We start from the raw sequence: 15,140 nt of genomic DNA, 5'->3' as shown, positions 1-15,140 counted from the left end.
TTGGGACTTTGTCCCTGTGAGAGTAGGACGTCGCTAGGCAATTAAGAGATCAACCGTTATGGTTGGTCTTTTTTTGTGCATAGAAAAATAGTAAAGAAACCGGTACATTAATGGTATATCGCAAACGGCCTAAACGGTATATCAACATATCGAGAAACAACAAATAGTATAACGAAAATGGCTTAATCGGTATATTGCCATATCGCAAAACGATAAGTGCTATACCGCAAATGGCTTATTCGGTATATCGCCATATTGAGAAACGATAATTGTTATACCGCAAACGGCCTAAACGATACATCACCAGGTCGCAAAACGATAAATGGTATATCGCAATCAGCATATAAACGATACACCAACAGTACGGATGAGCCTCTTTTGATTTACTTTAAACATACTATACCAATATATCTCACAGAATCCCCATAACCGCCCGTTTTCAATCTTACCCCCCATAAACCATGTTAAATTTTACATACTAATGAATATCAATAATTTATATCAGTTTGTTTATGATAAAAATGTCATAGTTATAAGTATTAATTACTATTCTAAAAAAATGGGTCCTAAGAAATCATAATTTAATTGATGAATCGTATAATTATAAAACACTAAATTTTTTCTTGTTTAAAAAAGGGGATTTAGGTTGCCTATCGAATACCTATACCTAATAAAAGGTTTTTGCATATACATAAAAAGGGAGGATGTAACATGATTGATTTTATTGCATCGTTCCAAACAGAAGAATTTTTAACGATGTCGATACGGATTTTTTTAGCCGCGTTATTATGCGGGTTAGTCGGCTTGGAAAGAGAGGTACATAAGCACCCTGCTGGGTTTCGTACCCATTTGCTAGTTGGGGTCGGCTCCTGTTTAATGATGTTAATGTCAATTTACGGGTTCCAGCCTTATTTAGAAATGAGTACAAACGTACGTTTTGATCCAGCACGGATTCCTTCCTATGTGATAAGTGGTATTGGATTTTTGGGTGCCGGTACTATTCTTGTAAGGGATGCAACGGTTCGGGGGTTAACAACTGCTGCCTCCATTTGGGTGGTTGCCGGTCTTGGGTTAATTATCGGATTAGGCATGTATGCTCCTGCCATATTAACAACAATCGTTGTTTTACTGAGTCTAATTTTCCTTAATCGATTTGAGGAATTCTTCTTTAAATCCAGAAAAAGAAAAGTTGTTCATATCATTATCAATGAAGATATTTCATCATTTTCTGCAATCTTACAACTATTTAAAGATAATGGTTACCGGGTAAGGGATTTTAACATTAAGTACTCGAAGGATAAAATTAATAATAATTGCCAGTACACGATTGATGTTGAGGTCGGAAGTAAAAACGAACGTTTGCGATTGTATGAAGAATTGTCAAAACAAGAAATGGTGCAAAAAATTTTCTGATTTGGTGTTTAGAGGGGTACTAAATTTGGAAAGTATAGGATAGTAAATGCCTTGAAAATGATTGCCTAAATAATTTTGACGTTCGATTTGAAAAGCGAAACAGTTGAAAAATTAGTGCGGTCATTTTATATTATAGTTATAGTCAAATATAGTCAAAGTCAAGGTGAGGTGTGGTCATAATGAGGAATATATCTGATATCATCGAACAATATCTTAAAAGTGTTCTTGATACAAGTGATCGAGCTATTGTTGAAATAAAAAGAAGTGAGATTGCCGATAAATTTGAATGTGTCCCATCTCAAATTAACTATGTAATAAATACACGATTTACTTTAGAGAGAGGCTATTTAGTTGAAAGTAAACGAGGTGGTGGGGGTTATATTCGTATTATGAAGGTAAAAACGAATAATGATTCTCAGTTGATTAATCAACTCGTTCGCCTTATAGACAAACGGATTTCTCAAACGAGTGCAGAAGATGTCATTTTGCGTTTAATTGAGGAGGAAGTAATCTCGAAAAGAGAGGCGAAGATCATGCTAAGTGTAATTGATCGTTCCGTCTTGTTTATTGAGCTTCCTCATCGGGATGAGTTGAGAGCACGCATGCTAAAGGCAATGCTAACATCCCTCATGTATAGATAATAAGTTAAAGCCACCGGCGAATGCCACGATTTCTTAAAGGTAATTTTTCGAGCATAGGATTAAAGACTAAGAACGCCACATCCTGTGGCAACGTCTTTGTGACCCACTTCATGTGGGCCTAAAAAAATCGGGCACAAATACGCCAAGGCGCATTTGATTAAGTAGGAAGGTGCTTACCATGATATGCCAAGAATGCAATCAACGTCCTGCCACATTACATTTTACAAAGATTATTAACGGTGAAAAGACAGAGGTTCATATATGTGAACATTGTGCTCAAGAAAAAAGTGAGATGTTTATGTTTCCAGGCACATCTGGCTTTTCAATAGATAACTTATTAGCAGGACTTCTACAATTTGAACCACTTGCAGGTTCAAAGCAAAATGCTTTTCAACAAAATGAGATTTTACAATGTAGTAACTGTAAAATGACTTTTCAACAATTTGCAAAGGTAGGTCGGTTTGGCTGCTCGCATTGCTATCCAACCTTTGAAAAACAACTTACCCCAATCTTAAAACGTCTGCATAGTGGTAATACACATCATACAGGGAAAATACCAAAACGAATCGGAGGCTCCTTCCATATCCGGAAAGAGATTGAACAATTAAAGCATAAGATGCAGGAGTATATTTCCCTAGAGGAATTTGAAAAGGCTGCAGAAGTTCGTGACCACGTAAGGGCTTTAGAGAAAAAGCTAGGTGGTTACAAAGAGGGGGAGGTATAATCAATGTCACTTGAACATTTTATCAATCAAGCCTTAAGCTCTTGGATGAGTCAAGAAGGGCCGGATTCGGATATTGTCTTAAGTTCAAGGATCAGGCTTGCTCGAAATTTGAAAAATGTCCCCTTTTCAACGGTGTATTCAAATGAAGAAGCTCAACAAATTGTGGAAGTCTTCCAAAAGGGCTTTTCAGGGAAGAGTTTTCCTTCAATTGGAGAAATGGAATTATTAAAAATGATGGAGCTCCAACCAATTGAAAAGAGGGTACTTGTTGAAAAACATTTGATTAGTCCACATTTAGCTGAGGACTCTACGTATGGAGCTTGTCTTTTATCTGAAAATGAAGAAATTAGCATTATGATTAATGAAGAAGACCATATTCGAATACAATGTTTATTCCCAGGGTTACAATTATCGGAAGCTTTACGGGTTGCAAACAACCTGGATGATTGGATTGAAGAGCATGTCGATTACGCGTTTGATGAAACAAGAGGTTATTTAACCAGCTGCCCGACGAATGTAGGGACTGGGATACGTGCATCTGTGATGATGCATCTGCCAGCACTTATCTTAACTCATCAAATGAGTAGAATTATCCCGGCAATCAATCAACTTGGCCTTGTTGTAAGAGGAATATATGGTGAAGGCAGTGAGGCGTTAGGAAATATTTTTCAAATTTCAAACCAAATTACGCTTGGAAAGACGGAAGAAGATATTGTTGAAGATTTAGAGAGTGTTGTTGCTCAGTTGATTGCGCAAGAACGTTCTGCACGAGAAGCTTTGGTAAAAACCTCTAATATTCAGTTGGAGGACCGAGTATTCCGTTCCTATGGGGTTTTAGCTAATAGTCGGATCATTGAATCGAAGGAAGCAGCTAAATGTTTATCAGATGTCCGATTAGGTATAGATCTTGGCTATATAAAAGATATATCAAGAAGTATCCTTAATGAACTCATGGTTTTAACACAACCTGGATTCCTACAATCATATGCTGGTGGGGCATTAAGGCCAAATGAAAGAGACGTTAAAAGAGCGTCTATCATTCGAGAAAGATTGAAGCTAGAAAATAATAAGACTACCGACATGGAGGGTGATGGGTTATGATGTTTGGCAGATTTACTGAGCGTGCACAGAAGGTATTGGCTTTAGCTCAAGAGGAAGCTGTGCGATTAGGGCATAACAATATTGGAACTGAACATGTATTATTAGGTCTTATTCGAGAAGGCGAAGGAATCGCTGCTAAGGCCTTACTTGCACTAGGATTAGGTCCCGAAAAAATTCAAAAAGAGGTCGAGGCTTTAATTGGCCGTGGTCAAGAGGGATCACAGACAATTCATTATACTCCGCGTGCGAAAAAGGTAATCGAGTTATCAATGGATGAGGCTCGGAAGCTTGGTCACTCTTATGTAGGTACAGAGCATATTCTACTGGGATTAATTCGTGAAGGGGAAGGCGTCGCTGCACGGGTATTAAACAATTTAGGAGTGAGCTTAAATAAAGCTCGTCAGCAGGTTCTACAGTTATTGGGAAGCAATGAGTCATCATCGGGGCATCATGGTGGAGGTTCTACAAATGCCAATACACCTACCCTAGATAGTTTAGCCCGTGATTTAACTGCGATTGCAAGAGAAGGCAGCCTAGATCCAGTTATTGGCCGTAGTAAAGAAATTCAACGTGTGATTGAGGTACTAAGCCGTCGTACGAAAAACAACCCAGTTCTAATCGGGGAGCCTGGTGTTGGTAAAACGGCAATTGCAGAAGGTTTAGCCCAGCAAATTATCAATAATGAGGTACCAGAAACGCTTCGTGATAAGCGAGTAATGACCCTTGATATGGGTACCGTGGTTGCGGGTACAAAATACCGTGGGGAATTTGAAGACCGCTTAAAAAAGGTAATGGATGAAATACGCCAAGCTGGTAATATCATTCTATTTATAGATGAACTTCATACCCTAATCGGAGCAGGTGGAGCAGAAGGAGCAATTGACGCGTCAAATATCCTAAAACCATCACTTGCTCGCGGTGAACTTCAATGTATTGGTGCTACCACATTAGACGAATACCGAAAGTATATCGAAAAGGATGCCGCGCTAGAGCGACGCTTCCAACCAATTCAAGTGGATGAACCAACTGTCGAAGAATCTATTTTAATTTTAAAAGGATTACGCGACCGTTATGAAGCGCATCATAGAGTATCAATCTCAGATGAGTCTATCATTCAGGCTGTTAAACTGTCAGATCGCTATATTTCAGACCGTTTTCTACCAGATAAAGCAATTGATTTGATTGATGAAGCTGGTTCAAAAGTTCGTCTTCGTTCCTATACTGCACCACCAAATTTAAAGGAGCTTGAACAAAAGCTTGAAGAGGTTCGCAAGGAAAAGGATGCGGCGGTTCAAAGTCAAGAGTTTGAAAAAGCTGCATCATTACGTGATTCCGAGCAACGTCTACGTGAACAGTTAGAAGAAACGAAGAAAAACTGGAAGGAAAAGCAGGGGCAAGAGAACTCTGAGGTTACTGTAGATGATATCGCAATGGTCGTATCAAGCTGGACCGGTGTCCCTGTATCTAGACTAGCACAAACTGAAGCGGATAAATTATTAAATATGGAAGAAATCCTTCACTCACGAGTAATCGGTCAGGAAGAGGCGGTTAAAGCTGTTTCCAAGGCAGTTAGACGTTCACGTGCAGGATTAAAAGATCCGAAGCGCCCAACGGGTTCATTTATTTTCCTTGGTCCAACGGGTGTAGGTAAGACAGAACTGGCTCGTGCTCTAGCTGAATCTATTTTCGGTGATGAAGATGCGATGATTCGTGTAGATATGTCTGAGTACATGGAGAAGCATTCCACATCTAGACTAGTGGGTTCACCTCCAGGGTATGTCGGCTATGAAGAGGGCGGCCAATTAACTGAAAAAGTGCGTAGAAAGCCATACTCTGTCATATTACTGGATGAAATTGAAAAGGCACATCCAGATGTATTCAATATTTTACTTCAAGTGCTTGAGGATGGACGTTTGACTGATTCAAAGGGGCGCACCGTTGATTTTAGAAATACGATTTTAATTATGACTTCAAACGTCGGAGCTAGCACATTAAAGCGTAACAAATATGTTGGCTTTGCCCTTGAAAGTGAAAAACAAGATTATAAAAACATGAAGGATAAGGTAATGGAGGAATTGAAGAAAGCGTTCCGCCCAGAATTCCTTAACCGTATTGACGAAATCATCGTCTTCCATTCACTAGAGAAGAAGCATCTGAAGGAAATTGTAACACTCATGTCAGATCAGTTAACGAAACGTCTAAAAGAGCAAGACTTTGAGCTTGAGTTAACAGAAGCGGCAAAAGACCGAATTGCTGAAGAAGGTTATGACCCTGATTATGGGGCACGCCCATTACGTCGTGCTATTCAAAAACAAATTGAAGACCGTTTGTCTGAAGAGTTATTACGCGGTAAAATAGAAAAAGGAAAGAAAATTGTAATGGACTTCAATAACGGAGAATTTGTGATTCAAACGAAAGAAGTCGAAGAAACTAAAGAAACAGTGAAATAACATGTAATTTGTAAAAGAGGTATACATTATCTAGTTTGTGTATACCTCTTTTTTCTAAATAATGCTTAGCTCTAGGCACCAACGGCTCAAGGATACAAGCTAATCGCTTCTAAAGGAAAAAAAGTCCTTCTTTCAGCGCTTATCTTTTGCTTGTCGCCGGTTAGAGGCGCCTTGTGCTTCTAATAAAGAAAGGATTAATGACGATGGCAAAAACAAAAACGAAATTCACCTGTCAATCCTGTGGCTATGAAACACCAAAATGGATGGGAAAATGTCCCGGATGTGGTTCATGGAATTCATTAGTCGAGGAAACTTTGCATAAGCCAGCTAGAAAAGGTGCTTTTACTCATTCAAGTCCCACAGTTCAGCGAAAGCCTTCACCAATCACTTCAATCGAGTCAGAAAATGAACCAAGAATGTATACAGAAAATAAAGAATTTAATCGCGTACTTGGTGGCGGGATCGTCAGGGGTTCACTTGTCCTAATTGGGGGAGACCCAGGTATAGGAAAGTCTACATTACTGCTACAAGTATCCTCTCAATTAGCCAAACAAGACAAGGTTTTATATATTTCCGGAGAAGAATCGGTCAAGCAAACTAAGCTACGATCTGATCGCCTAGGTGTTTCCTCTGATCAATTGTATGTCTTAGCGGAAACGGACCTCGAATTTATTTCCCAGACAATTTCTGAGCTTAAACCTTCTTTTGTAGTCATTGACTCCATTCAGACGATTTATCACTCTGATATTGCCTCTGCTCCTGGTAGTGTGTCACAGGTACGTGAATGTACAGCAGAGTTAATGCGAATAGCAAAAACAAATGGGATTGCTATTTTTATCGTTGGTCATGTTACGAAAGAGGGAAATATTGCAGGCCCACGTTTGTTGGAGCATATGGTGGATACTGTTCTTTACTTTGAAGGGGAACGTCATCATACATACCGTATTTTACGTGCAGTTAAAAACCGTTTTGGTTCAACCAATGAAATGGGTATATTTGAGATGAAAGAAACAGGCCTTGAAGAGGTGGCAAATCCATCTGAAATTTTTCTGGAAGAGCGTTCTGCAGGATCCGCAGGATCAACGGTTGTTGCATCAATGGAAGGGACACGACCCGTTCTCGTTGAAATTCAGGCTTTGATTTCACCAACTAGCTTTGGAAATCCACGACGAATGGCAACTGGGATTGACCATAACCGGGTTTCGTTATTAATGGCAGTATTAGAAAAAAGAGCTGGTTTTCTTTTACAAAACCAAGATGCTTATTTGAAGGTTGCGGGTGGAGTGAAATTAGATGAACCAGCAATTGACTTAGCTGTTGCTTTAAGTATTGCTTCAAGTTTCAGAGATCAAGCTACAAATCCGGCGGACGTTATTATAGGAGAGGTTGGACTAACCGGTGAGGTAAGAAGAGTTTCTCGTATTGAGCAGCGGGTCCAGGAAGCAGCAAAGCTTGGTTTCAAGCGAGTAATCCTTCCTGAACGTAATCTTGGTGGATGGACCATTCCAAAGGGCATTGAAGTTATCGGCGTAAGTGATATTAGGCAGGCTATTCAACATACACTAGGATAGTTTAAATTGTGCTATAAAAAATCGAGTGAAAATGAAACATCTTTGCTTCTTTTTACGTATAGTAAGTGTGAACAAATGGACATACCACTTTCCTGATGTGCAGCTTATGCTAAATATTTTTTTATAGGATCAGTAATAATTTTAGAAGGATATAAAAATAATATATAGGTATCGTTTACACGTCTATGTCATTCTGTTTACATTTTGAAAAAAGCTATTTATTGTAGGTTTCAATTATTATAAAGTGATTATAATGAATAGGAGGAGGTGAAGGAATGTTAAAACGTATTGTGCAGCTATTTTTTCTAATCGTCGGAGGTATGCTTGGGATAGTATATCTACCTGATTTACTTAAGCTGTTAAATATCGACAATATTCCATACTTAAATAACTCATATACGCTTGCGATTTTAGGTGCTATTATATTATTTATTATTACTTTTTGGTTAGTAGATTATATCGTAGGTCTAATTAAATGGCTTGAAGAGTCATTGATCAAAGCTCCTGTTACAGATGTGTTATTTGGAAGCCTAGGTTTAATTTCGGGGTTAATTGTTGCGTTTTTAATTGTGATTCCATTGGACCGTATTACATTTTCAGTTGTAAATGCAGTGCTTCCTATTTTCATAACCCTGCTTTTGGGATACTTAGGATTCCAGGTTGGTTTCAAAAAGCGGGATGAGCTTGTGAACTTATTCTCTATTAACCGTGCTGGGAAGAAAAAGGGCTTAGAGGACGAGGAAGTTAACCAACAGGCCAAAAAACTTAAAATTTTGGATACAAGCGTAATCATTGATGGACGTATTGCAGATATTTGCCAAACGGGATTTCTTGAAGGAACCATCGTCATTCCACGATTTGTTTTAGAGGAACTTCAGCATATTGCGGATTCTTCAGACGTGTTAAAGCGAAACCGTGGGAGAAGAGGTTTGGATATTTTAAACCGAATTCAAAAAGAACTATCAATTAAGGTAGATATTTATGAAGGTGACTTTGACGATATACAAGAGGTTGATAGTAAGTTAGTGAAACTTGCGAAATTAACGATGGGTGTAGTCGTGACAAATGACTTTAACCTTAACAAGGTTTGTGAGCTTCAGAATGTGGCAGTTTTGAACATTAATGACTTAGCAAATGCTGTGAAACCAGTTGTGTTACCGGGTGAAGAATTGAGTGTGCAGGTCATTAAGGATGGAAAAGAACATAATCAGGGTGTTGCTTACTTAGATGACGGCACAATGATTGTCGTTGAAGAAGGTCGCGATTATATCGGAAAACGCATTGATGTACTTGTAACGAGTGTTTTACAAACATCAGCGGGTCGAATGATTTTCGCAAAACCAAAGTTGCTTGAAAAAGCTTTATAATTGAATACTTAAACATCGATAGGGGCGCTACGTGGTGAATTATCAGGTTATAATTCCTGCTGCAGGTCAAGGAAAGAGAATGAATGCGGGAAAGAATAAACAATTCATCGAATTGCAATCAATACCAGTAATTATTCATACATTAAGAGTTTTTGAACAGGATCCAATGTGTTCAGGAATCATCTTAGTGATCAACAAGGATGAACAACTAACCTTTGAAGAATTGCTTCAAACATATAGAATTCAAAAGGTTGTTTCTTTAACCCAGGGTGGCAGTGAACGACAATATAGTGTCTATAATGGCTTACTAGCAGCAAAAAATACTGATATTGTGTTGGTTCATGATGGGGCCAGACCTTTTCTGAAACATGAGCATGTTCATGAGTTAGTAAGTGTGGCAGTGGAAAAGGGAGCGGCGGTCCTAGCAGTTCCCGTAAAGGATACAATCAAACGCGCCTCTAGTGATTTATATGTGGAAGAGACAGTTGAACGTTCTAGCTTGTGGGCAATCCAAACCCCACAAGCTTTTCATGTTTCTATCTTACAAGAGGCACATGAATTAGCTAGAAAAGAAGACTTTCTCGGTACAGATGAAGCGAGTCTCGTTGAAAGAATTCCGAAACAGGTTTATATTGTTAGAGGCGATTATTTAAATATTAAACTTACGACTCCAGATGATTTAATTTTTGCTGAAGCGATTTTACAAAACTGGAAAAGCTAAATTATTCCTGGAGTAAACAACTTAATAAAAAGGGGGAGAACCCATGTTTCGTATTGGGCAGGGCTTTGATGTTCACCAATTGGTTGAAGGACGCCCGTTAATTATAGGTGGAATTACAATCCCATATGAAAAGGGATTATTAGGCCATTCTGATGCAGATGTATTGTTACACACGGTATCTGATGCCTGTCTTGGTGCGATAGGTGAAGGGGACATAGGCAAGCACTTTCCTGATACAGACCCGAACTTTAAGGATGCTGATTCTGCAAAACTTCAACAGCATGTGTGGGAGCTGGTGAGGAAAAAAGGTTATAAGCTTGGAAATATCGATTGTACCATTATTGCTCAAAAACCTAAAATGGCACCGTATATTGAACAAATCAAAGGGCGAATTGCCGAATTGTTAGAAGCAGACCCTTCTCAGGTGAATGTAAAAGCCACAACAACCGAGAAATTAGGATTCGCGGGCCGTGGTGAAGGAATTGCAGCACAAGCTACAGTGCTATTGGTAAAGGAAGATAACTAATTCTTTGACAGTAAAAAAAGTGGTGTTAAAATATCTATGATACATAGGTCGTAACGGAGGGTACATAAATGTCAAATAACGTACGAGTGCGATATGCACCAAGTCCAACAGGACATTTACATATTGGAAATGCAAGAACGGCTTTATTTAATTATCTCTATGCTAGAAATCAAAATGGAAAATTTATTATCCGTATTGAAGATACAGATAAGAAGCGAAATATTGAAGGCGGAGAAGAGAGTCAGCTGAAATATTTAAAGTGGCTTGGCGTTGATTGGGACGAAGGACCCGATGTTGGTGGTGAGTATGGACCATACCGTCAATCAGAGCGAAATGAGATTTATGAAAAATATTATACAGAGTTATTAGATAAAGGACTCGCTTATAAATGCTATTGTACGGAAGAAGAAATTGAAAAAGAGCGTGAAGAACAAATAGAACGTGGCGAGACACCTCATTATTCGGGAAAATGTCGTCACTTAACCAAGGATCAGCAACAAGCTTTAGAAAATGAAGGAAGACAACCAAGTATTCGTATCATCATTCCTGAAGGAAAGGTATTCACGTTTCATGATATGGTTAAAGGTGAGATTTCTTTCGAATCTGAAGGCATGGGCGATTATGTAATCGTCAAAAAGGATGGAACACCTACTTATAATTTTGCCGTAGTTATTGATGATCACTTAATGGAAATTTCACATGTGTTACGTGGAGAAGACCATATTTCAAATACACCGAAGCAAATGGTGGTATATGAGGCATTTAATTGGAATATCCCAACCTTTGGGCATATGACATTGATTGTAAATGAAAGCCGTAAAAAGCTTAGTAAGCGTGATGAGTCGATTATTCAATTTATTGAACAGTATGAAGAACTCGGATATCTTCCTGAAGCTTTATTTAACTTCATCACTCTATTAGGGTGGTCACCGATTGGAGAAGAAGAGCTTCATACAAAAGAGGAATTTATTGAGATTTTTGATCCTGCACGTCTTTCAAAATCACCTGCTGTATTCGATACACAAAAGCTTACTTGGATGAACAACCAATATATGAAAAACATAGATCTAGATCGCTTAGTGGAACTATCATTGCCACACTTAATTAAAGCTGGTAGATTGAATGAGCCATTAAGTGACGTTGACAAGCAATGGGCACAAGATTTAATTGCACTTCATCAAGAAAAAATGAGCTACGGCGCCGAGATCGTTGAATTAACAGAGCTTTTCTTTAGAGATGAGTTAACGATTGAAGAGGATGCTAAGGAAGTTCTTGCGGGTGAAACAGTTCCTGAAGTTTTAAAGGCGTTTTTACAAGAGGTTGAAGGTCTTGAAACATTTGGTGCTGCTGAAATTAAGGCGGCAATTAAAGCTGTTCAAAAAGGAACTGGACAAAAAGGTAAGAATCTTTTCATGCCAATTCGTGCGGCTGCAACAGGTCAACTTCATGGACCTGATCTGCCACAAGCAATTCATTTACTAGGAAAAGAAAAAATAATTTCACGCCTAATTAGTTTAATTAGTTAACATCTTGTTGAAAATGTAATATAGTATAGGTAATCAATTATATAATCTAAAAGTGTTGATAAGGAGAGTAAATAAGTGATTGACATTAAAGTATTTGCACGTTTCGGGCAAATATGAACAGAGAGAACCATCACCGGCTGAAAGTGGTTTATGGGAAACGCTTATTGAAATGCACCTTTGAGTCTTTTATCGAACCATTTTTATAATAGTGGTTCAAAAAGGAGGATGAAAAGGACCAAGAAGTTCAAGGCGGCGCAGTTTTGGGTAGCGGAGCGTATGGGTTTAATACGTGAGCAACGGAAAAACAAGCCAACGAAGAAATTCGATGTGTCATTTTCACCGGACTTTTTTGAACTTCCTGTAGTAGATAAAAGCGGAGTCTCACCGTTACGAGATGAAGTTGAGGTAATAGACACCATTGATTACCTAAACAGAGTGGAACCGCGCGATTAAGCGTCTCTGTGTTTTTACACAGGGGCGCTTTTTATTTTGGTGAAAAAGTATTGTCTAGCTTCAGCGCCTAGCCCCTCGAGGTCACAATCCAATCGCTTCTGAAGGCAAAGAGCACCTTCTGTCAGCGCTTGTCTTGTGCTGTTGGGGCTGAGCAAGGCGCTTACGCTTTTCTTATAAGGAGGGTTGATTGTGTTTAAGCGAATGAAAGAGGATATCGAAGTTGTGTTTGAACAGGACCCAGCTGCAAGAACCCATTTTGAAGTGATGCTGACTTATTCCGGATTGCATGCAATTTGGTCACACCGAGTCGCACATTTTCTTTATAAACGTAAGTTGTTTTTCTTAGCTAGAACTGTTTCGCAAATAAGTCGTTTTTTCACAGGAATTGAAATTCACCCTGGTGCAAAAATTGGCCGCCGATTTTTCATTGACCATGGGATGGGCGTGGTGATTGGTGAGACCTGTGAAATTGGGGATAATGTGACAGTGTTTCAGGGTGTAACCCTAGGTGGAACAGGGAAAGAAAAAGGAAAGCGGCATCCAACGATTAAGGACAATGCACTGATCGCAACAGGAGCCAAAGTATTAGGATCGATTACAATTGGAGAGAATTCAAAAGTAGGAGCGGGTTCAGTTGTTCTGCAAGATGTTCCTCCGAATTCCACTGTTGTCGGGATCCCTGGTAGGGTTGTAATCCAGGATGGTATCAAAGTTAGAAATAGCAAGGATTTAAATCACCGTGATTTACCAGATCCGGTTTTAGATAAAATCAGAGAACTAGAAAAAGAAATAGAAAGCCTAAAAGAGGTAATCCAACATAAGGAAGGAGCAACGGATAATGTCCATTCATCTTTATAATACGCTAACTCGGAAGAAGGAAGAGTTTAAACCACTTGAAGAAAATAAGGTAAAAATGTATGTGTGCGGTCCAACTGTTTATAATTATATCCATATTGGGAATGCACGTCCTGCCATTGTATTTGATACTGTTCGTCGTTATTTTGAATTTAGAGGCTACGATGTTCATTATGTATCCAACTTTACAGACGTTGATGATAAATTAATTAAAGCAGCAAATGAGTTAGGTGAAGAGGTACCAACTATTGCGGAGCGTTTTATCGGTGCTTATTTTGAGGATGTGTCTGCATTAGGATGCAAAAAGGCGGATGTTCATCCAAGGGTTACAGAGAATATGGATATTATTATTGATTTTATTCAAGCTCTCATCGAGAAAGGTTTTGCCTATGAATCTGAAGGCGATGTTTACTATCGTACAAGGGAATTCAAGGAGTATGGAAAGCTTTCTCACCAATCCATTGACGAACTGCGCGTGGGTGCAAGAATTGAAGTGGGGGATAAAAAGCAGGATGCCCTTGACTTTGTTTTATGGAAAAGTGCGAAGCCTGGAGAGATTTATTGGGAAAGTCCATGGGGTAATGGTCGCCCAGGTTGGCACATCGAGTGCTCGGCAATGGCTAAAAGATACTTAGGTGAAACAATTGATATTCACGCAGGTGGCCAAGACTTAGCGTTTCCACACCATGAAAATGAAATTGCACAATCCGAGGCAGTGAATGGAAAAACCTTTGCAAACTATTGGATGCACAACGGCTATATTAATATCGATAATGAAAAAATGTCAAAGTCTCTTGGAAACTTTGTATTGGTTCACGATATTATCAAAGACGTGGACCCACAGGTATTACGCTTTTTCATGCTGTCTGTCCATTATCGACACCCAATTAACTATAGTGTTGAATTACTAGAAAGCACAAAAAATGCATTAGAACGATTACGTACTTCTTACGCAAACTTAAAGCATCGTCTGCAAAGCAGTACGAATCTAACAAATGATGATGATACATGGCTAGAAAAAATCACTGCTTTCCGCAATGATTTCATTGAAGCAATGGATGATGATTTTAATACGGCAAACGCAATATCTGTATTGTTTGAGTTATCGAAACAGGCTAATTATTACTTGCAGGAAAAAAACACGGCAGAAAAGGTAATCGAAGCCTTTATCCAAGAATTCGAGGTATTATTTAATACACTAGGTCTTAAATTAGAAGATGAACAATTACTTGATGAGGAAATCGAAGAACTAATTGCAAAGCGAAACCAAGCACGAAAAGATCGCGACTTTGCTTTATCCGATCAAATTCGTGATCAATTAAAGGCAATGAATATTATTCTAGAAGACACTCCTCAAGGAACAAGATGGAAAAGAGGATAATAAATGAAGTTTTTATCAGACAACCAAATTGATAGCCATCAATTAAATAGTCTTGCCCTAGCTTATATGGGGGATGCCGTATACGAAATGTATGTACGGCATTACCTCTTGCAAAAGGGGAGTGTCAGACCCAATCAACTTCATAATCAGGCGAAGCGTTATGTATCGGCTAAAGCACAGTCGGCCGTAATCCATGAGATGCTTGATGAAGAGTTTTTTTCAGAGGAAGAAAAAGCTGTAATCAGAAGGGGTCGCAACGCAAAGAGTGGAACAGTTCCTAAAAATACAGATGTCCAGACATACCGATACAGTACCGCGTTTGAAGCGTTACTCGGCTTTCTCTTTCTACAAAATGATACTGACAGAATCCATTCGATTATTGAAGAGGCATTTCGAATTATCGAATCTTAA

The 15,140-nt window shown here is 38.8% G+C and carries 14 protein-coding genes; all 14 read left to right on the top strand.

Annotation, left to right across the window (positions count from 1 at the left end):
• The first annotated feature begins 711 nt into the window (after positions 1 to 711).
• Complete coding sequence (locus ACR65M_RS08820) at positions 712 to 1,413, top strand: MgtC/SapB family protein (RefSeq protein ID WP_341329600.1); 702 nt, start codon at positions 712 to 714, stop codon at positions 1,411 to 1,413.
• Between the two features lie 179 nt (positions 1,414 to 1,592).
• Entirely contained in the window at positions 1,593 to 2,054 is a 462-nt protein-coding gene (locus ACR65M_RS08815; RefSeq protein WP_121448823.1) for a CtsR family transcriptional regulator, read from the top strand.
• 178 nt (positions 2,055 to 2,232) lie between these two features.
• Positions 2,233 to 2,778 (top strand): protein-arginine kinase activator protein McsA, encoded by a 546-nt coding sequence (mcsA, locus tag ACR65M_RS08810; RefSeq protein WP_341329601.1) that lies wholly within the window; start codon positions 2,233 to 2,235, stop codon positions 2,776 to 2,778.
• Between the two features lie 3 nt (positions 2,779 to 2,781).
• Positions 2,782 to 3,879: a protein-arginine kinase McsB gene (mcsB, locus tag ACR65M_RS08805; protein ID WP_341329602.1), complete on the top strand. Its 1,098-nt coding sequence runs from the start codon at positions 2,782 to 2,784 to the stop codon at positions 3,877 to 3,879.
• Positions 3,876 to 6,329 carry an ATP-dependent protease ATP-binding subunit ClpC gene (gene clpC / locus ACR65M_RS08800; protein ID WP_341329603.1) on the top strand — a complete coding sequence of 818 codons (2,454 nt, stop codon included), beginning with the start codon at positions 3,876 to 3,878 and terminating at the stop codon, positions 6,327 to 6,329. The genes mcsB and clpC overlap by 4 nt, the downstream gene beginning before the upstream one ends.
• Before the next feature lie 203 nt (positions 6,330 to 6,532).
• Positions 6,533 to 7,900: a DNA repair protein RadA gene (radA, locus tag ACR65M_RS08795; protein WP_341329604.1), complete on the top strand. Its 1,368-nt coding sequence runs from the start codon at positions 6,533 to 6,535 to the stop codon at positions 7,898 to 7,900.
• A gap of 275 nt (positions 7,901 to 8,175) precedes the next feature.
• A complete protein-coding gene (locus ACR65M_RS08790; RefSeq protein ID WP_121448819.1) occupies positions 8,176 to 9,267 on the top strand; it encodes a PIN domain-containing protein in 1,092 nt (363 codons plus the stop codon).
• Positions 9,268 to 9,301: 34 nt separating this feature from the next.
• Positions 9,302 to 9,988, top strand: coding sequence for a 2-C-methyl-D-erythritol 4-phosphate cytidylyltransferase (ispD, locus tag ACR65M_RS08785; RefSeq protein WP_341329605.1), 687 nt, complete (start codon positions 9,302 to 9,304; stop codon positions 9,986 to 9,988).
• Positions 9,989 to 10,031: 43 nt separating this feature from the next.
• Positions 10,032 to 10,514 (top strand): 2-C-methyl-D-erythritol 2,4-cyclodiphosphate synthase, encoded by a 483-nt coding sequence (gene ispF / locus ACR65M_RS08780; RefSeq protein ID WP_341329606.1) that lies wholly within the window; start codon positions 10,032 to 10,034, stop codon positions 10,512 to 10,514.
• A gap of 68 nt (positions 10,515 to 10,582) precedes the next feature.
• Positions 10,583 to 12,040 carry a glutamate--tRNA ligase gene (gene gltX / locus ACR65M_RS08775; RefSeq protein ID WP_341329607.1) on the top strand — a complete coding sequence of 486 codons (1,458 nt, stop codon included), beginning with the start codon at positions 10,583 to 10,585 and terminating at the stop codon, positions 12,038 to 12,040.
• A gap of 225 nt (positions 12,041 to 12,265) precedes the next feature.
• Positions 12,266 to 12,493, top strand: a complete 228-nt coding sequence (locus tag ACR65M_RS08770; protein ID WP_341329608.1) for a hypothetical protein — start codon at positions 12,266 to 12,268, stop codon at positions 12,491 to 12,493.
• Between the two features lie 189 nt (positions 12,494 to 12,682).
• The gene (gene epsC, locus ACR65M_RS08765; RefSeq protein ID WP_341329609.1) at positions 12,683 to 13,351 is read left to right on the top strand and encodes a serine O-acetyltransferase EpsC; all 669 of its coding nucleotides are present in this window, start codon (positions 12,683 to 12,685) and stop codon (positions 13,349 to 13,351) included.
• Positions 13,332 to 14,729 carry a cysteine--tRNA ligase gene (gene cysS, locus ACR65M_RS08760; RefSeq protein WP_341329610.1) on the top strand — a complete coding sequence of 466 codons (1,398 nt, stop codon included), beginning with the start codon at positions 13,332 to 13,334 and terminating at the stop codon, positions 14,727 to 14,729. The genes epsC and cysS overlap by 20 nt, the downstream gene beginning before the upstream one ends.
• Positions 14,730 to 14,732: 3 nt before the next feature.
• Complete coding sequence (locus tag ACR65M_RS08755; RefSeq protein ID WP_341329611.1) at positions 14,733 to 15,140, top strand: Mini-ribonuclease 3; 408 nt, start codon at positions 14,733 to 14,735, stop codon at positions 15,138 to 15,140.

It is taken from the genome of Ferdinandcohnia sp. SAFN-114, from assembly GCF_059415045.1.
The sequence above is the reverse complement of the archived record's forward strand: the minus strand, read 5'-3'. Positions and strand labels throughout refer to the sequence as shown.